Annotated in this window: 16 protein-coding genes; 11 read left to right on the top strand and 5 right to left on the bottom strand. The window is 40.9% G+C overall.

The genetic code is table 11. The features are described from left to right. Positions 1–30: 30 nt before the first annotated feature. Positions 31–216: a hypothetical protein gene (locus CHL76_RS11750; protein WP_094908644.1), complete on the top strand. Its 186-nt coding sequence runs from the start codon at positions 31–33 to the stop codon at positions 214–216. 87 nt (positions 217–303) lie between these two features. Here the strand turns inward: CHL76_RS11750 and CHL76_RS11745 are convergent, their stop codons facing one another. The 5 genes from CHL76_RS11745 to CHL76_RS11725 all read right to left on the bottom strand — a co-directional run bounded on the left by CHL76_RS11745 (position 304) and on the right by CHL76_RS11725 (position 6267). Beyond that, positions 304–1095, bottom strand: a complete 792-nt coding sequence (locus CHL76_RS11745; protein ID WP_094908643.1) for an SDR family oxidoreductase — start codon at positions 1093–1095, stop codon at positions 304–306. Positions 1096–1201: 106 nt separating this feature from the next. Next, a complete protein-coding gene (gene lhgO, locus CHL76_RS11740; RefSeq protein WP_094908642.1) occupies positions 1202–2422 on the bottom strand; it encodes an L-2-hydroxyglutarate oxidase in 1221 nt (406 codons plus the stop codon). A 150-nt stretch (positions 2423–2572) separates the two neighbouring features. Then, the gene (locus tag CHL76_RS11735; RefSeq protein ID WP_094908641.1) at positions 2573–3286 is read right to left on the bottom strand and encodes a FadR/GntR family transcriptional regulator; all 714 of its coding nucleotides are present in this window, start codon (positions 3284–3286) and stop codon (positions 2573–2575) included. Further along, positions 3287–5254, bottom strand: coding sequence for a TRAP transporter permease (locus tag CHL76_RS11730; RefSeq protein ID WP_094908640.1), 1968 nt, complete (start codon positions 5252–5254; stop codon positions 3287–3289). An 8-nt stretch (positions 5255–5262) separates the two neighbouring features. Continuing rightward, positions 5263–6267 carry a TAXI family TRAP transporter solute-binding subunit gene (locus tag CHL76_RS11725; RefSeq protein ID WP_094908639.1) on the bottom strand — a complete coding sequence of 335 codons (1005 nt, stop codon included), beginning with the start codon at positions 6265–6267 and terminating at the stop codon, positions 5263–5265. A gap of 412 nt (positions 6268–6679) precedes the next feature. On the opposite strand from CHL76_RS11725, the gene CHL76_RS11720 reads away from it, so the two are divergent. From CHL76_RS11720 to CHL76_RS11660, 10 genes are all read left to right on the top strand, one after another. After that, the gene (locus CHL76_RS11720; protein ID WP_094908638.1) at positions 6680–6985 is read left to right on the top strand and encodes a DUF3870 domain-containing protein; all 306 of its coding nucleotides are present in this window, start codon (positions 6680–6682) and stop codon (positions 6983–6985) included. A gap of 326 nt (positions 6986–7311) precedes the next feature. Beyond that, entirely contained in the window at positions 7312–8244 is a 933-nt protein-coding gene (gene glaH, locus CHL76_RS11715) for a glutarate dioxygenase GlaH (RefSeq protein ID WP_094908637.1), read from the top strand. 581 nt (positions 8245–8825) lie between these two features. Continuing rightward, the gene (locus CHL76_RS11710; RefSeq protein ID WP_094908636.1) at positions 8826–10232 is read left to right on the top strand and encodes an FAD-binding oxidoreductase; all 1407 of its coding nucleotides are present in this window, start codon (positions 8826–8828) and stop codon (positions 10230–10232) included. After that, positions 10225–11532 carry a (Fe-S)-binding protein gene (locus CHL76_RS11705; RefSeq protein WP_233133390.1) on the top strand — a complete coding sequence of 436 codons (1308 nt, stop codon included), beginning with the start codon at positions 10225–10227 and terminating at the stop codon, positions 11530–11532. The genes CHL76_RS11710 and CHL76_RS11705 overlap by 8 nt, the downstream gene beginning before the upstream one ends. 753 nt (positions 11533–12285) lie before the next feature. Further along, positions 12286–13536 (top strand): YIP1 family protein, encoded by a 1251-nt coding sequence (locus tag CHL76_RS11695; RefSeq protein ID WP_094908634.1) that lies wholly within the window; start codon positions 12286–12288, stop codon positions 13534–13536. Between the two features lie 1183 nt (positions 13537–14719). Then, positions 14720–15004, top strand: coding sequence for a helix-turn-helix domain-containing protein (locus CHL76_RS11685; RefSeq protein WP_158219168.1), 285 nt, complete (start codon positions 14720–14722; stop codon positions 15002–15004). Between the two features lie 693 nt (positions 15005–15697). Beyond that, positions 15698–16732: an alpha/beta fold hydrolase gene (locus tag CHL76_RS11675; protein ID WP_094908631.1), complete on the top strand. Its 1035-nt coding sequence runs from the start codon at positions 15698–15700 to the stop codon at positions 16730–16732. 197 nt (positions 16733–16929) lie between these two features. Beyond that, on the top strand, positions 16930–17112 hold the full coding sequence (locus CHL76_RS11670; protein WP_094908630.1) for a hypothetical protein: 183 nt from the start codon (positions 16930–16932) through the stop codon (positions 17110–17112). After that, a complete protein-coding gene (locus tag CHL76_RS11665) occupies positions 17105–18517 on the top strand; it encodes an amidase (protein ID WP_094908629.1) in 1413 nt (470 codons plus the stop codon). Before CHL76_RS11670 ends, CHL76_RS11665 begins: the two co-directional genes overlap by 8 nt. Positions 18518–19663: 1146 nt before the next feature. After that, positions 19664–19797, top strand: a 134-nt coding sequence (locus CHL76_RS11660; RefSeq protein WP_198951238.1) for an acetamidase/formamidase family protein, incomplete at its 3' end; no start/stop codon positions are given.

Here is a 19797-nt window from a genome sequence, read left to right as displayed (position 1 = left end):
ACAACGATAAAGACAAAGGAAGACATTGAGATGAGCAAAGCATTCGATCGTTACCAAGAAGTTATGGGAAAAGCATATATTGATCGATTTAAGCTGAAATCAGTCCTTGCGGCAACCATCAAAACTGAACGCCAACGTCAGGCTTTTTCCCAACAGGAGTTGGCAGATGCAATTGGAAAACCAAAATTTACGATTAAAGCTATTTTTATTTCTTAATTAAGAGAGGCGCTAGAATCATCGAAAAGACAAAACGTGATGGCAATAAATAGTCTACTAACTAAGGAAATGATGCAAGCATTCTATTTATAATGCTTTAACAAATCCTCCATCAGCAAGAATAGTTTGGCCTGTAATGTATGTATTCGCTTCAGAACAGAGGTATACCATTAATTTTGCGTATTCCTCTGAGGTTCCGTAACGCCCTAAGGGGATGCTCATTATGCTTTGATTTTTTATCTCTTCTGATAACATTCCCAACTTTTTTCCTTTGTTTTCATCAAGCTGTTTTGTTCTGTTGGTTTCAATTCGGCCTGGTCCAAGGACATTAATAAGAATATTATCCGGACCTAATTCTTGAGAAAGTGTTTTTGTTAAACCGAGTACGCCTGCGCGTAATGTATTAGATAATATTAAATTATCGATAACGCTTTTCACGGATGACGACGTAGAGTTAATTATACGTCCACCTCCCTGGGCTTTCATATGGGGAATCACAGCTCGAATGGATCGAATAAAACTTAATAAAACTAATTCATAAGCTTGCTGCCAATCTGCGTCAGAAAAGGCAGTAAAGGGGCCAGCAGGTGGCCCTCCGGTATTGTTTACTAAAACATCAATTCGACCCAGTTCAGAAACGCTTTTTTCTACTACGCTTTCAATATCTTCTCGCTTTGTCATGTCTCCTACGGAATAGAAAACGCTATTATTATTTGTTGTACGCTTAATCTCTTCTACTGTATCTATAAGTTTATCCGACGAAGAGCTAAAAAGCATCACTTTGGCCCCTTCTTTGGCAAATTCCATCGCTCCAGCTTTTCCCAAACCAGTACTTGAAGCTAAAACTAATACGCCTTTTCCTTTTAATCCCAAATCCATATCTGCTTGTCCCTCCTTAAACCAATTCATGCACCTAGCAAGAAAGCCTATTATATGCTTAGATCAAGGATTCCATCGAATATATAGTAACTGATTTCAGTGGAACTTAAACATTTACGCTTGCTTTTTCTTTGCGTTCTTCTTCAACATGTATACGTTCTACAATATTCTTACCGATTTCTAGAGAAGCAGTTGCCGCTGGTGATGGTGCATTGCACACATGTAAACTTTTCTTACCAGAAACAATGTAAAAATCATCAACCATTTTCCCATCTTTCGTTAAAGCCTGGGCCCGTACTCCGCGCGGTCCTATTATAAGGTCTTCTTCCTGGACTTCTGGAATTAATTTCTGAAGATTTTGCACAAATTTCTTTTTATTTACGGAACGGATCATTTCTCCTATGCCTTCTTTTAAGTAAGGTTTAGCAAGCTTCCAGAATCCTTTGTAAAGAAGGACTTCAGATAAGTCCTTAATGTTGATATCCCGCTTTTTATATCCTTCTCGCTTGAAACCAAGAACGGCGTTAGGCCCAGCATCAACATTACCATCCATCATACGAGTGAAGTGAGCACCTAAAAAGGGGAATTCGGGATTGGGGACAGGGTAAATCAAATTACGTACGAGATCTCTTTTCTCTTCGACAAATTTATAATATTCCCCCCGAAAAGGTACGATTTTTAGGTCCAAGTGGTAACCAGCGAGTTCAGCTATCCGATCACTTTGCAAACCAGCACAATTAATTAAGTAACGGCCGTTATAAACTTCTTTGTTGGTGTTAATTTCTACGCTATCAGTGTTTTCCGAAATAGCTGTTACGGCAGTACCATATTTAATTTGGCCATTTTGTTGTTCGATGAGTTCAGCAAGCTTATTGGAAACTTTTGAGTAATCAATAATGCCAGTTGAAGGTACGTAAATGCCTGCTATTCCTCGAACATGAGGTTCTTTTTCTAAAAGTTCTGATTTGCTTAATTTTTCAATGTCCAATTCATTTTGAAGCCCCCGTTGATAAAGATTTTCAAGGTGGGGCAATTCCTTTTCTTCTGTGGCGACGATGACTTTTCCACAGATGTCTATCGGTATTTGATGCTTTTCTGCAAATTGACGCATGGATTTATTTCCCTGTTTCGCTAGACGAGCTTTTAGACTTCCAGGTGTGTAATAAATACCAGAATGAATAACACCGCTATTATGACCCGTTTGATGAAAAGCTACTTTTTCTTCTTTTTCAAGTACAGTGACGTTTGCATGAGGATGCTGCTTTGTTAGCTCGTAGGCAACGGACAAGCCTACGATCCCACCGCCGATAATAATATAATCTTCCATTGATTTCTCTCCCTCTTTATTGATTAAATTAATAGTTAAAACGTTTATTAATTATTGCTTGCAAACTACAGTTATAGACGATTAAAAATACAACAAAGTGATGGGGAAAATTCTTTTCGTTATTTCTATTGGTGATAGGCTTTGTCTTAATTAATCTCCCATCGATTTAATTTCTTCCAATTTAGTTTTAACATTCATTAAATGAGCCTGCATTGTTGCTTTGATCGTGTCACTATCCCTTGCACAAAAAGCTTCGTAGATCATTTCGTGTTCATGATATACCTCTTTTCTTTTTCTAGGCTTTCCGAGGTTTTTTGATAAAGAAAACTGTAAAGAGTTTTGCAGAACGGTACTAATATTAATAAATGTTTGCTCGAAAAAAGCATTTTTAGCTGCTCTGATTAAAACGAGGTGAAACTGGTAATCTGCTTCAAACCCTATGCTTTCTTTGTTTGTCAAAGTACCTTTAAATTGATTGAGCGCTTTCAAAAGTTCAATTTCGTCCTCTTCTTCATGTCGTTGAGCGGCTAGGGCAGCAGCTTCTACTTCAAACACCATACGCATTTCGAGCAAATCAATAATTTCACTAACGTCAATCAAAGAATAAGGGATGACTTCTAACATGTTTACCAAATTAACTTCGTTGATTTGTCGGCCGCCCCCTTGTAAGGAAGTCACTACGCCACTAATAGAGAGAATATTTAAAGCTTCGCGTATAGCTGTGCGACTAACTCCAAATTGCTTGGCTAAGGTTATTTCGGGAGGGAGTTTATCGCCAGGAGCATATTCTCCTGTTCTGATTTTCTCTTGCATTAATTCTAAAACTTGAGTTGATACTTTTTTGCGATAGAGAGATTCAGGCATCTAATAGTCTCCTTTCTTAAAAGCCGTGTCGTAAGATCGACCTTGGTAATGATAACGATAAATTTGTATGGCTACAGCACCTCCCAAGAGTAAAACTCCAAGCATGATAGTAAATACATTTGTAAATAATAATAATATTATAGGAAAGACAAAAAGTAGTTGTTCCCACCATAATAAAGGTTTTAAGAAGTATTTTGCTAATACTATGGTTAGGGCAAATACGATCGAGGAAGCTAACAGCAGTGTTAGTATGATATCAAGAAAGTTGTTATTGCTTCCTTGCATAACTATGGCTGGGTTAAAAGCAATTAAAAACGGTATGATGAACCCAGGTAGTGCTAAACGTAAAGCACTCCAAGAGGTTTGCATGGCATCTGATTTAGCTATGCCTGAAGCGGTGTAAGAAGCAAGTGCTACAGGAGGAGTAATGCTAGAAAGCACCCCAAACCAGAAAACAAAGAAGTGAGCAGCAACATCATTAATCCCCATGTCAATAAGTACAGGAGCTACTGTGACAGACACAATAATATATAAAGCTGTGGAAGGGAGACCTAGGCTCAAAACGATACAGGTGAGCATTACTAAAAATAAAGCTATTAATAAATTTCCGCTTGAGATAGCCAAAATATTTGTACTAATAGCTTCTCCTAAGCCTGTCATCGATATAACGGCAATCATAATACCAATAGATGCACATGCCATGGTCACTTGCACAGTGCCTTTTGCTCCTTCATAAAGACCTTGAATCAATTTTCTAGGTGTGATGCGTGTCGAAGGATCTAATGTAAGCCAACTTACAATAATGATACTTATGATACCAACAAACCCAGCAAATAAAGGCGTCCGTCCCGATAGTAAAAAGTAAACTACTATTATCAGGGGAAGTAATAATAATCCTCGCTCTTTGAGTACTTTAAAAACTTGGGGTATTGATTCTTTACTAATACCTTTTAATCCCTGTTTCCTAGATTCAATGTTAATAGCAAGAATTAAGGCTCCGAAGTACAAAAAGGTCGGAATAATTGCGGCTAGCACAATGACTGAATAGGGAACTCCAAGAAATCCCGCCATTATAAACGCCGCTGCGCCCATGATTGGGGGCATCATCATTCCACCTGTAGATGCTGTAGCCTCTACAGCTCCAGCGAACCGTGATCTAAAGCCCACTGATTTCATTAAAGGAATCGTAAATGTGCCGGTCGTGGCAACATTAGCTACGGCGCTGCCGCTCAATGAACCTGTTAAGGCACTTGTTAATACAGAGACTTGAGCTGGACCGCCGCTATATCTTCCAGCAAAAGCTAGTGCGAGGTCATTAAATAATTTTGAAGCTCCACTCACACTAAGAAATGCTCCTAAAATAATAAAAATAACAATATATGTGGCAGCTATCGATAACGTCATGCCAAATATGCCTTCCGTAGTCATATATACGCGATATAATAGCCTTTCGATACTAAAACCAGCATGGCCAAAAACACCGGAAAAGTAAGGACCGACAATACTATACACCATAGCCAATATGATTAAAATTGGAATAAACCAACCTAGTGCACGACGAGTGGCTTCTAAGAGGAAGACGATCGCTATTGTGGCAAAAATATAGTTAATCGTAACTGCCTGAGACAAGCGATCGATATGGATATTGGAATAACCATATAAAATATATCCAATAGCAATCGCACTACCGAGGGCTAAAACGATATCTACGATAGAAAAAGGACTATTCTCGTTTTTCTTTGAAGAAGGGTACAAGAGAAATGTTAGAAATGAAGACAGCATGAGAAATACGCTATTTCTGTAAATTTCTTGCATATTCAAGAAGCTATTCGATACGATAGCGAATACTGCTAATATAACAGCTACGCTAACGACAAGGATTTTTCTCCAAGTGCTAGAATATCTCTCTGGCGTTTGTATGTTCTCGGTACGTTGGTTTGAATCTAGATTTGTATTGCTGTTGGCCATTTACATACTCATCCTTTCTTTTCTTTTGGCGGCATTAAATTTTCTGGCACTTTTACACCTTGCTCTTTGTAATATTTGTAGGCCCCTGAATGTAAGGGAACTGTTAATCCTTCTAAAGAATTTTCTAACGTTATATTTTTTGTAACAGAGTGTATTCCATGTACTCGTTCTAAATTTTCATACGTGTTTTTTGTGATTTGATAAACTGTTTCTTTATTTACGTTTGCATCTGTGCCCATGAAATTGCCTTGAGCTATGGTGCGTATTTCTTCTCTTTGATTTGGATAAGTTTCAGCAGGAATTGTATACCTATAAAAAACTTCTGAACTTGATTGGATTTTTTGTAATTGTTCATCGGATACGTCGAGCAAGGTCGCGTTCACACCACTTGCATACATATCTGTAATAGCAGTGGTAGGTAAACCGGCAGAAACAGCTCCTCCTTGTAGAGTTCCATCTCTCATTGCGGAAATCGTGTCTCCAAATCCAAGATAATCTTGATTGATATCTTTTTTAGACATGCCGAGACTGTTCATAATAATACGTGTGGTTTGTTCTGTACCACTTCCACGAGAGCCCAGAGAAAAATTTGTTCCTTCTATATCAGCTAGATTTCCTGTGGTAATTTGGCTATTTTTTAAAGGGAATTGTTCTGCGTTAGGCCATAATGTTGTTACAGCACGCAAATCTTCGTAAGTATTATCAGCGTATATATCTTTACCTTGGTAAGCAAAGTCCCCAATAACGCCTTGGATAGTGGCAAATTCAGCTTCTCCCTCTCTAAGTAAGTCAACATTTTCTACGGAGCCTCCTGATGATTGTCCTGTCACTCGAACATTTTCCCCTAATTCCTCTGTGTACAAGTTTGCTAAGCCTACACCCACAGGGTAATAAGTTCCCGCTGTGGTTCCTGTAGCGATCGAATAATATTCATACTTTTGGTCTGAAAAAGCATTTAATAAGAGAAATGAAACCGGTACCAAAAATAATAATAAAAAAAGAATACGTTTCATAATAAACCCCTTTCCGAAAAACATGTTATACTGTATAACAAATTTTAGTTGTTAACGCTTTCAATTACAATACAAAATTTTCAGAACTTTATATCTGATTTTAATTGAAGGCTAAATGAGATCACTCTACAATGAATATAGTCTAAGGGAGGTGTTATCAATTACGTTTATGAGTAACACTTTTTATTAAAGGAGGAATAGTAATCAAACAAAATTTATTGGAATATAATGTAACTTAAATTTTTAAGTCGGAGCAATTAAGAATTTATAGTCTTTTCAAGATAAATGAAAAATTTACATTTTAAGTATTAACGATATATAACCAGTGGAATTTGGAGAAAATCTCTTTTAAGATGAAGAAATTAAAGAATTAATATTAAATCATAATTATTTAAAAAGAGGAGAATTACATATGGATAATGTGGTATTTATTGCAGGGCATGCTAGGTTACCAGAAGGAATGGCTGCGCAAAGTATGTTTCAAACACTAACAGTCACTGTAGAAATTGATCGTGAATACGGAGTGATTTTAGAGTCTTCTTGTACACTGGCGACTGCTCACGGCAGAGAATTTATTAATCGGCTTTTGAAGGGATATAGTTTGCGAAATGGCATCGAAAAGCCTATCAACCTCATTGAGCACAACTACTCTGGAAAAGCTAAGAATGCTATTATTTCAGCTTTGAAAGATTTATATAAACAATATAAAAATTTATAATCATCTACCTTTAAAATTGCGAAAAAGTAGAGATCGTAAAATTTTTTAAATAAAGAATGAATAAAAGATTGACAAATAAATAAATGTAATTCAATATAATGTTAACGCTTACCGCAAGAAAGATTTTCTCTTTCTGTCCCGTGAGTGCAAAAAGTTATCATGATCATTTTAACGATAAAACTGTTTAATATGACGTGGACTTACTACTTGTATAGTTTGCCATCCGTCTATTAGAGCCAGTCTTTAAACACAAAGGTACCTTTGTGTTAAAAGGCTGGCTTTTATTTTTCCATTTATTCTTAATAATTAAGGAGGAACATTAAGCTATGGCTATTTCAGGAAACCATATTTTAGATTTTTCCCAAGAAACTCAGGAAGTGAAAATTGCTAAGCATCCACAGAACGCCCGTCTCTATCATATTGATATTAAAAAAGATGCTTTAGCAAATTTCTTTGATCAAGTGAAAAACGTGGAAGTGCAAGAACTAGAATACGTGCCTTATATGCGCTTTATTGTAGCTGGTGCGTTGCAAGATGTGTTAAGTGAGTCTTTTACTACAACCGTTCGCAATATATTAATGGATCGTGCCACTGGGGGATTTACAATTGGCTTAGATCAAGAGATTACTGATACTGATAAATATGTTCTCTTTTCTACAGCTCTTACACACTTAATCGGAGAATGTAATTTTGATGCTATGTCTGGTAAATACTATGCTCGTTTTACTGTTAATCACACGGATACTAGTGATTCGTATTTAAGACAAGCTTATCGCCGTTTTACATTACACACAGACGGTACTTTCGTTGATGAATCTACAGATTGGCTCTTAATGATGAAAATGCATGAAGAAAATGCCGTTGGGGGTGAATCCCGCTTGCTTCATTTGGATGACTGGCAAGAATTAGATAAATATTATAAACATCCTTTTGCCGAAAAAGAAATTGCTTACAAGGCGCCTGCCAGTAAAAATGTTAGCCAAGAAGTTAGTAGAAAAACGTTTTTTCATGAAAATGGCGATCCGTGTATTTGCTTTATAGACCAATTTGCTAATCCTTCCTCTATCGAAGAGGCTAAATATTTACGTGATATGTCCAAATCAATGGAAGAAGATCAAAGTGTTACGGAGTTGAATTTGCCAGTAGGTCATCTAGTAATGGTAAATAATTTGTTTTGGTTACACGGAAGAGCCGCTTTTGAAGTCAATAAAGATCTAGATAGAGAATTGCTTCGTCAAAGAGGAAGATTCCCGAGCTAAGCTTTGTAGGGGATGACTAATTCGTATAAAAAATAGGAGGAAGCGACATGTGTATATTTGTTCCAAATATAGAAACAGAAAACAAAAGTGATATAGACTCCAAAGTTATAAAAACTTTTTGCTCATCAAAGTGTAACAAGTGTCAAAAGCAAAAAAAGTAATCTTCTATTAATAACAGGAAAGATACTCCCTAATCCATGTGTGTTAAAAATATATTATTCAAATTAATATCTTTTCTGTTATCGAAAGTTTTCAACTAATGATAGTTCCCAAAAGTATTCTCAATTAAAATCACCCTTTTCCTGTAATAGTTGGATAAGGGTGATTTGCTACTTGCAAACAAAAAATGGTTATTATAGTGCAATGCGCAAATTAAAAATTTCTCTCTACATCTCAAAAAATATAAACAAAACATGTTGCGCTAGTCACCGATTACGGCCAGGCGCATCATATCCCTGTGGTAGATGCATTGGGTGGTTTCATCGAACAATTACTGGAAGCGGGAATGACGGAAGCGCAAATAATTTCAATGGTTCAAACCAATCCTCAAGCTCTCATTAGCCGTGGAAAGGAGCGTATGTATGGAAGCTAAATGGATAACCGCTTTAAAAAGCACGTTAGGGGAGAAGTATGTACGTACGGCCGTGGTGGATCGCCACAGTTACAGCTATGATGGCTCGTTTGGGGAATATGTGCCCGAGGCTGTGGTACAGGTGGCTTCGGCCCGCCAAGTAAGTGAAGTCATGAAAATTGCTAATCACTACCGGGTGCCTGTCACCCCACGGGGGCAGGGGACTTGCTTAAGCGGCGGGCCCCTGCCGGTCTATGGGGGCATGGTGCTGGATACAAGTCAATGGCCCGCAAGCATCGAAGTGTACGCAGACGATTTGATTGCGGAAGTGTCCCCCGGCACCCTTACGTCAGCCATCCATCAGGAGGTGGAAGCTTACGGTCTCATGTATCCGCCCGACCCCAGCAGTGCGCATGTTTCGACTATAGGAGGTAACTTGGCGGAAAATTCCGGGGGGCCGCGCGGGTTGAAATACGGAGTAACCAAGGATTATGTTATTGGGCTGGAAGTCGTCACCCCGGAAGGAGAAATTACGCGGACAGGCGGGCGCACGATCAAAAACGTTACCGGCCTGGATATCACAAAATTAATTGTGGGCTCCGAGGGGGTGTTGGGGGTGATTACATCCGCGACCTTGAAGCTCATTCCGAAGCCGAAAGCCGTTCAAACCATCATGGTGGCTTTTGCTTCCATGGAAACAGCCGGAAGGGCCATTTCCACTACGTTAACGTCCGGCATTCTGCCATCAAAAATGGAATTCATTGACCACGCCTGTGTGCAGGCCGTAGAAGCATACGAGCCCTCGGGCCTGCCTCAAGATGCAGAAGCTGTGCTGATTATGGAACTGGATGGGCATGAAGAAACCCTCGACAAAGAATTACAAGAAATACTGACCATCATGAAACAGCTGGAGGCGACAGCTGTTCAAGTGCCGGAAACCGCGGAAGCCGCAGCAAGAATATGGAAAGCACGAAAAATGGTGTCCCCGGCAATCGCAACGATTAAGCCGACCAAGGTTTCGGAAGATGCGACGGTCCCCCGCAGTCAGATTCCTTTGATGATGAAAAAGCTTGGCGAGATACGTGAAAAGTACGAGATTAACCTGGTGGTGTTCGGTCATGCCGGAGATGGGAATCTCCACCCCAACATCCTGTGCGATGAGCGGGACCAGGCAGAAATGAAGCGTGTGGAAAAAGCCGTAGAGGACATTTTTCAGGCGGCCATTGATCTCGGGGGAACCTTATCCGGCGAGCACGGCATAGGAACCATGAAATCGCCCTTTATGGAAAACGAAATTGGAATCGCAGGAGTGGATTTAATGAAACGCATTAAGCAAAGCTGGGACCCGAATAACATCATGAACCCGGGAAAGATTTTTGCGGAGCCGGGACAAAGGCTGGTGTTAAGCCGTGAATGAGCCTGAAACGTTAAAAGACGTGATGAATTATGAAAAAGCGTTTGACTGTGTGCAATGTGGTTACTGCCTGCCGGCATGTCCCACGTATGAGACCATGGAGACGGAAACGCACTCTCCACGAGGACGCATCCAACTCATGAAGCTGGCAGCGGAAGGGCACATATCTCTTCACGAATTGGAAGACCCGGTAGAAAAATGCCTGGGGTGCATGGCCTGCGTGACTGTGTGCCCGACGAATGTCCAGTACGATCAAATGCTCGAAGGCGCCAAACACGCCATTGAAAAAAATAAAGAAAAACCCAAGCATCAGGCGGCGCTCGAAAAAGGCTTGTTTGAGCATGCTGTCCCTTCCTCAAAGATAATGCATTCAGTGGGCAATTTAACATGGATGTACCAAAAAAGCGGGCTGCAGACCTTTGCGCAAAAGCTCGGTATATTATCGAAAACGCCATTGCATTTGGGAGAGTTCGCCAGTGTTTTACCGCCGATGCCCTCGCCGAAACAACGGGCGTCGCGTGAAAAGGTGCAGCCAGCCCAGCAGAAAGAAAAACTGCGGGTAGCCTTTTTTACAGGATGTGTCATGGACAGCGTGTTTTTTACCATTAACGAACAGTCCGTGGAATTGTTAACCTTGGCAGGGGCTTCGGTGGTTATCCCGGAAGAGCAGACCTGCTGCGGGGCCCTGCATGCCCATGCCGGACGGCATGACGAAGCCGTCGCCCTGGCCAAACAGAACATTCAAATGCTTGAAGACCTGAACGTCGACCGGATTGTGAATAATGCTGGCGGCTGCGGGGCCCAAATGATTCGGTATGACCATCTGTTTGATGAAGGAAGTGACTGGCACAAGCGGGCGTTGGCTTTTGTGGCTAAGGTGGAAGACATTACGAAGGTGCTCGCCGAATTGGACGGGCTACAGTTCACCAAGCCGTTGAATTACACCATTACCTATCAACCTTCCTGCCATATGACCAACGTGCAGCGGATTACGAATGAACCGAGGCAGTTAATGAACCAATTGCCGGGGGTGTCAGTGAACGAAATGAATGACCCGGATTTCTGCTGCGGATCGGCCGGCATTTATAACATTGTGCAGTATGATGAATCGATGAAAATTCTCGATCGGAAAATGGGAGACGCCCAGGCCACGAACGCTCAAGTGATTGTTACCACCAATCCCGGGTGCTTACTGCAGATGAAATACGGCGCGGAACGGGCATCTAGCGGCCAGCGGGCGGTACATCTCATCGAACTCTTAATTGAAGCAGAACCAAAAATCAAACAGATAAAAAATGTATAAACATTCATATGTAAAGTAAACTTTTCTAAGTATCTCAAATCTTGATGATTGGGGTGCTTATTTTTTATAAGTATGCTAATAATCGCGATTATGTTCATTAGAAGGACAGCGATTCTTCGAACGTTGGCTACTCATTAACGGAGACTCTTGAAAGCATGCATGAATGATAAAGACGTGCTATTTGATTCGAGGAACGTAAATGGAAATAAAGAGCAATACCTTATCATTAAATGCTTGCTTTTTAAGGGGGGAGCTTTAGCCGCGAATAAGGCTTCGTTTATCGCCCTTGTTGTAGATTGCACAAATGGTTCAAGCCTTGGGGCGATGCTCATGCTTCCAATTACGCACATGTTGCTGCTAATAACATATCCTTTCCATCAAAGAGGCTGGCTGCGACTTGGCATGTTTGCGTTTGATTATTTCACCATGAGTAGTAGGATTGCTAAAACAAAACATACTAAGCGACGGCAAGCTAATTGGTCTGGATTCTATAGCTTGTATAGACATGACGTCATTACTTATGGACACTGTCGGCTCTATCCTATCGAAAGCAGTAAAAGTTATTGCTTTGCACGACGATAGGTCTCATAAATAGCCATTTCATCAAAAGAAAAAAAGTGTTTCTTAAAGTTGCTCTTCGTTGTATTGGCCAAGGTTGGCAGTATAATGATATAGGCAGGGGTCAACAAATATTCGTAGCACTAGTTATCTGTGCGATATCGCTGACACAAGGAAGAAAGGAGCGCGAGAAACATGCTTCAGCCGACAAAAAAGCTAGGGTTAATAACTGCGCCGGGATATGCAGCGAAACTAGGGGAAGCGTTACAAAGAGACCTTCCTCCGTTGCTGGCCCGTGATGTCGATGAAGAATATAGCTGGCAAATTGAATGTACCGAAGACCTCCTTACAGGCGAAACAAATGACTCTTTGGAAGTGTTGGAGGCTTTGGAAGCTACAAATGTTCATAATAAATGGGATTTTGTTATTGCTTTGACGGATTTACCGTTATTCCAGGAAAAGAAGACGATCTTGGCAGAAATGGCTGAAGATAAAAATAGTGCATTTATTAGCCTCCCTGGTCTTGGTTTTATGCCAATGTATAAGCGTGTTCGAGAGGCGGTTTTACAGTTGGTGAATGAGATGTATTATGGAAGCTCAGACCAAGCCCGGGCGTACGTTGAAAAGCGAAATCAATTGAAAAAGGGCCCCTCCCTGAACAGCAAAAATCAATCGTCAACAAGGTTGATGAGCAAACGTCTGTTGGAGATTTTATCTCCTATTACACGTGAAACTCTAAACGATCCAGCCTCGAAGGTCCGTGTACGATACATGGTCAAGAATCGAAGTAGTGGAAGATGGCGTATTTTTTCGGGAATGGTGCGGGCGAACCGCCCGTGGGATATGTTTCCTGCTTTTATCAAGGTTGTAGTGGTGGCGTTCACGACAGGAGCTTATGCGCTGGTTTTCCCCACCCTTTGGCAATTGAGTCATGAGTACAATGCCTGGCGAATGCTCATGCTTTCGGTGGTTTCGATCTTAGCAATGGTGAGTTGGATCATTCTCGCTCATCGGTTGTGGGAACAAAAAGCCAAGGACAAACCAGAGTATATCCGAAAATTATACAATACGACCACGTTTGTTACCTTATGTTGGACGGTCACGATGTTCTATATTTTATTATTTCTTCTATTTTCGGCCGCTGTGATGATCCTTATTCCCATTGGAATGTTGGAAGCCCAGTTATCCGGAACGGTAGGGTACCTGAACTATTTCTACGTAGCTTGGACCGCCACAAGTGTGGCGACTATTGTTGGAGCGCTGGGATCGGTGTTCGAAGAGAAAGAGATGATTTTGGAATCCACCTATGGATATCGCCAACGTTGGCGACATGAAAGAATCAAGAGATTCAATGAGGAACAAAAACAAGAAGAACAAGCGAAGAAAGAAGCGGTAGAAAAAAAGCACCAGGACTCTAAAGCGAAGAAAGGGACCGAAAAAAACTAACATTGAGTATCACCGTGCGTTACCAAAAGAAGCGGAACCTCTCATCGCCGTAACACGTAGCAAAAGAGCATGAAAGTAACGCCCTGCTCGGTAAGTCAATGCTTACTGGGTTTAGTAAAATGATTGATATGAATGCCTGTTTCTTTCTTTAGTAAAAGGAAAAGAACTGCAAGCAGGCATTTACTTGGAGTTCTTTGCTTCTCTACTAATGGTCAAGGGTACATGTTAGATTGTTTTCCCAACACCCGTTTGCTTTGTTCTTGGTGCCCTGTTTCATCATCAATTAGATTGGCCAGTTGATTATGGAGTTCAATCATGCCCAGTGCTTCCGCCTATTGCCAACGTTCCACTTACTGATCAATCGTTGCTGCTTCGGCCTCCCGAGCGGCTTCCATCGTCTGTCGAACGTTAAAGATTTGAGAAACATTTGCTGGCGCTATCACCGGCGTCCCGTCGAGTGTCCGAAAATTGGCCTTCCATAATTGAAAAATAGGCTCATTGGTTGGTTTGACAACAACTTTCCTGCAACCGCTAAACTTCTAAGATGTCAACGGTACATATTAATTCTTCGACCTTATCCATGGCGCGTCCGTAAAGTATATATTCGAGAAAAATAACAAGATCAATGAGAGCGATAAATTTTTTTCATCAGGTATGGTACAGACTTTTTGCGTTTGTTGCTGAAGATCTTCTATTGACGTTATCGTTGGTAGAACGAGCTGAACCAGGCCGACAGCAATGCCCTTGGGTGTTTTGTTTAACTCGCTCAATCCGTTCATAAAACTCCCCCTGGTTTCGAAACCCTAAATATACGTATTCCTTAGGCCAATAAACATGGTTTTAAATCTTGCGTTTTCCTCTTCCTAGGGGATATAAACCAAAATTCTTAAGAGCAAAAAAGAATCAAGAAGCAATGATTCTTTTTATCGTTTGAATGTTTCGGAAGGTGCGACGCCTTTGTATTTGTCTTGCCCTTTTTTCTTGATTAATGCTGCAATAATCCTCCGACAGAGCTAACGAATAATGATAAAATGCGATAGAAAACGTTTGAATTAACGAAAGAGAAGACAAGAGGCTTAGCTGCCCCCGTGATCGTTGAGAAATATATTGGTAGTATTATGCATCATCAGAAGGGAAAGGCCGTGGCTACCTACAGGGGTGTTATTAGGAAGGAGATTTTATGATGAAAATGAGCTGGCAATATTATTATACGGTGAGGAAAAGAGCTCATATAGATCAATTAAAGCGGGAAGTATGGACAGCAGAGCACATTAAAATCAAACGGAGGATGCAAGGTCTATCGCAGCGAGAACTGGCTGAAGCGGTCGGAGCATCCGCGCGTACGATCAGACTTATCGAATCCGGTATGACGACCCCTCACGAAGATCTTTTAAGAACCATTGCTCAAATTCTTTCCATCCATTTCCCGCAAAAGAGAAGCAATGAAGAGACTAGATGGTCCAAGTGAATATCCGAAACAGTTAAACAGGATGGTGGCCCTGAGGGATGCTTAACCCCTAATCGAAGCATGTCTTGGAACAATTAAAAGAAAACATAGATGTTTTATGGTAACGACCAATACGGGGATCGAATAAGAATAGATGGAGCAGCATGTCGCCCTGGCCCGAAGATAGGAGGCAGGGACAAGCATCTAGCTAGCCTTTGACCGTTCAGTACTGGAGTAACCTAAATAATTGACAAAGAAAAGTACCTCTCACGTCGTATTCGTTCTTAAAGCGAGCGAAGGAGAGGGTGCTTCTTGTGAAAGAACCAAGAGACAAGACCTAGTAGACATGAAAGAGGAAGTTCTTCAGCTCAATGGGAGAGGCGCGACAATCATCTTCTTATGGAAGGCTTTAACATTAAAAACCCCTAAGGTTAATGCGAAAATTTTATGGATCGTAAAATTGTTTCATATTGAAAGTAAAATCATAAATGTATAAACGATTCATACTAGCTCTATGTGACCGAGTATGATTATATACTCTGCCGATTGTATAAAACTAAGATAATAATTTTGCATTATTATCTCCTAATCTTTATCCATATATGACAGTTAGAAAAATCGAAGTGAGAGTTTATTTTTGAAATCGTTTACAATTTTTCAAATCGGGAAATGGCGTATAGGTTATGATTTAAGACAAGGAGAGGAGTGAAAACTATGACTGAGTACTCAGCCATTCATGATTACGAGGAATTGGAGCTTGGCGATTTTCGTTTACAGGAGGGAGCGACCCTTAGAGGGGCGAAACTAGCTTATAAACAACATGGCGAAATGAATAACGACAAAAGCAATGTGATTTTGTATCCCACGTTTTTCTCAGGCACCCATCAAGATGACGAATATATGATTGGCGAAGGAATGGCTTTAGATCCAAGCAAATACTGCATCCTTCAAGTGAACCAATTGGGGAACGGCCTCTCCTCGTCTCCAAGTAATCACCCGGAACCATACGACCAAGGGAACTTTCCCGTGATTACTACGTTGGATAATGTCCGAGCTCAACATCAATTGGTGATGGACTATTTCCATATCGATCAATTGGAAATGGTATGTGGTTATTCCATGGGGGCCCAACAAACCTTTCAATGGGCGGCGGCTTATCCGGAAAAAATGCGAAAGATTGTTCCGTGGTGTGGGACGGCAAGTACCACTCCCCATAATTACGTTTTCCTGGAAGGCGTCAAAAGTGCTATTACCACGGACGGTCACTGGCAACAGGGGTTCTACGACAGTCAGCCTCACAAAGGTCTTCGCGCCGTAGGAAGGGTGTATGCTGGGTGGGGGCTATCCCAACAATTTTACTATGAGCAACGATATCTCGACCATGGGTTTTCCTCCCTCGAAGATTTTTTGGCTGGTTTCTGGGAAGCTTTTTTCTTACAAAAAGACGCCAACAATTTATTGTCGATGGCCCAAACCTGGCAACGAGCCGATATCGCTCGGACCGAAGGGTGCCACTCCCGGGATGAAGCGTTAAACCGGATCACGGCGAAAGCATTAGTCATGCCTTGCGAAACTGATCTTTATTTTCGACGGGAAGATGTTGAACGGGAAACGAACTGTATTCCAAACGCGGAATGTCGGCCGATCCCAAGTATCTACGGCCATTTTGCAGGTATTGGCTTTCATGAAGAAGATACCGCTTTTATTAATCAGGGCATCAAAGAATTATTGGAAACTTCTGTCGATTAGTAAGCAAATAAGCTTTTAAGGCTTATACGACAGTTTTTAAACTTTCTAGAAGGTTTAAAATATTTTAAATCACCATATAAAATTTTGAACATTAAAAAGATAATCTCCCGAACATTTACTTTTTGATGAATTTTATCGCTATTATTTCAAGTGAGGACTTAAGAAAAGATGACTACTACTTTTAAGGAGGACTTCTATTGCCACTATCCGTTCGCCAATTATTAGAAGACAAAGGAGTGCCAGTCAAAGAGGAACATTTAGAAACATTAAACAACCGCTGGAAGGAAATGCATGCATTGCGGGGCAATTTGGAAAGCGCGAACTTAGACGAGGCAAATATTAGTTTAACGAATACGCCTGGAGGTGACCATATTGAGTAAAGAGGTGGTTCTAAAATCAGTGGATGAATTGGCGCCATTAATTGAGCAAAAATCTCTATCCCCAGTGGAACTCACCAAAGCCGTATTAGATCATGCGGAGCACACTCAGCAGGCTACCAATGCTTATGTGGAGATTTATCGGGAAGAGGCAGAAATGGAAGCTAAACAAGCGGAAAAAGAAATTATCAATGGAAATTACCGAGGAATGTATCATGGTATCCCCATGGCTCTCAAAGATATTATATATTATAAAGATAAAGTAACGACAATGGCCTCTAAAATTCATCAGAATTTCGTTTCCAATTATGATGCCACCGTTGTTAAAAAGTTAAAAGAAGCAGGCGTTGTATCCACTGGGAAACTAAACATGCACGAATATGCGTGGGGAATTACAAACAATAACCCCCATTACGGAGCCGTACACAATCCTTGGGATCTTGATAAAATTCCTGGCGGATCCAGTGGCGGTTCTGGTGCAGCGGTGGCAGCCGGATCGAGTATTGCTTCATTAGGAACAGATACTGCTGGATCGATTCGTATCCCGTCTTCCGCATGCGGGATTGTAGGGCTGAAGCCGACACACGGGAGAGTGAGTAAACACGGGGTCTATCCACTTGCGTGGTCGCTCGATCATGTAGGCCCAATGACAAAAACCGTGAAAGACGCAGCAGGGCTATTACAAACCATAGCCGGTTTTGATAGAAATGATCCAACAACGGTAAACGTACCAGTAAATAATTATATCGAGCATCTTACAGGAAACGTTAAAGATCTAGTGATCGGAGTAAATGAAGAATATTTCTTTCATCAAGTAGATTCTGGCGTGGAGAAATTAGTTCGTGCAGGGATCCAACGGCTGGTCGATCAGGGGGCAAAAGTGAAACAAGTCAGCATGCCCTCTTTACAGTATGCCGAGTGGGCCGAATTGGTAACCTCATTATCAGAAGCATCCACGATTCATCATCAGCATCTATTAACAAGAGCCGAAGATCTTGGGAACGATATTCGATTGTTGTTTGAATTAGGAGAACTTCCTTCTGCGGTTGATTATTTACAAGCACAGCAAGTTCGAAGACAATTAAAGCAAGATTTTCAGAAAGTTTTTGAAGATGTCGATGTTTTAATTACGCCAACGCTCCCGGTTGTTCCCACGAGCATCGGCGACGACCACGCCGATCTAAACGGAGAAAAAGTAGACTTGATTGACAATGTTATTCGTTTTACTGGCCCTAGTAATTTGACAGGCCTTCCCGCTTTATCGGTGCCGTGTGGTTTGAAAGATGGGTTGCCAGTAGGCATGCAGCTGGTGGGCCCTGCTTTTCAGGAGGCTTCTATTTTAAATATTGGTTATGCCTTTGAAAACACTAATCCAATGGACGGAAAAAGATCAGAGTTACTAAGATGATATTTTAAAAATGAAAGACATAAATGAGATCCACAGCCGATTGTCTGTGGGTTTCCCTTGTTTTTAAATATTTAAGTTGGCAAATAAAGTTAGACAAAACGTCAGTCCTCATGTACCTCATGAATACTTTTAACAAGAAACAATAATCCAACGATTTTCTTGAGAAGTGATTTTTCTGAAAGTGATAGCGAAAACATAAGGCTAACCAACGTCGTAGAAATTTATGTACTTGGATAGATTGTTCGAATATTCATTTAACCCGTGTTGAGCTAGTGTTCCCAGATCTGCAAAACAAATAACATGATCATGCCTTTTGCCGATTGGTCGCCAATTGAAAAACTCCTTGCTGCAATCAAAGGAAATGAATTTGAATAAATGCTTAGGGAAGGAGATGTACTACCGATGCAGCGTAATTTCAATATCTCTGATTGATCGATCGGCTGAAGGATATCAAGCCCTTTCGATAAGCATTCGACTAGGATAATTATGGTACTCTTGTGGTGACGGCCGACATCGGTATCTTCCTCCAAGTGGTCAAATTCCTGTAAGTAAGCCGAATAGGCCCCTCTCGCGAATGTATTACCACATCATGAAGTATTTAACGGACTCGTCCCAACTGCTTGGCGATCTAGGAAACAAATGTTTCATTCTGCACGTCGGCTTCTATGAGAACGATTTCATTCGTGCTCAATCCTTTAATTCCTTTGGTCGGAAATTCACATTAAATGTATTACGAATCACTTTTTTCGTTGTCTAGCTTAATTTTACAATCAGCGTAATTAAATATTTTTCTTGAAAAACATAAATTTATAAAATTTTCCGAAAATTTGTTTATGATTTTCTTTAAAAAGGGAATTAGGTAAAAAGGATTTCTTAAACTGACGGAGAGGGGGGGCACTATGGCTAAATCGAAGGAAAGACGACAAGGGAGACGCATACTTATTGAATCATGAGAGTGAAACGGTGCTAAAAGAATGATTTTATGTGCAGAGACCTAATTTTTTCGATTAAGTGTCCAAATCGATGAATCGTCCTTCAGTGTTTTGCGTAACTTTAGATTTTGTTTGATCCCAGGCAACTCAGTGGGGGGGCTTACCTATACTTAAGTACGCCCTAAGCAATTTTTATAAATAGGAGGGGCTTTCTATGCCGAAAAAGCTGTTTGAGGTAGATCTGAACAAAACGATGGACCAACAGACGACGCCGGGGCACAACCGCTGGCACCCGGATATTCCTGCCGTATTTTCCGTAGACCCGGGAGAGACATTCCGGATGGAATG

Source organism: Marinococcus halophilus, assembly GCF_002265875.1.
In the GTDB taxonomy this organism is placed as follows: Bacteria; Bacillota; Bacilli; order Bacillales; family Marinococcaceae; genus Marinococcus; species Marinococcus halophilus.
Note: the sequence above shows the minus strand (reverse complement) of the source record. Positions and strands in the feature narration are given on the sequence as shown.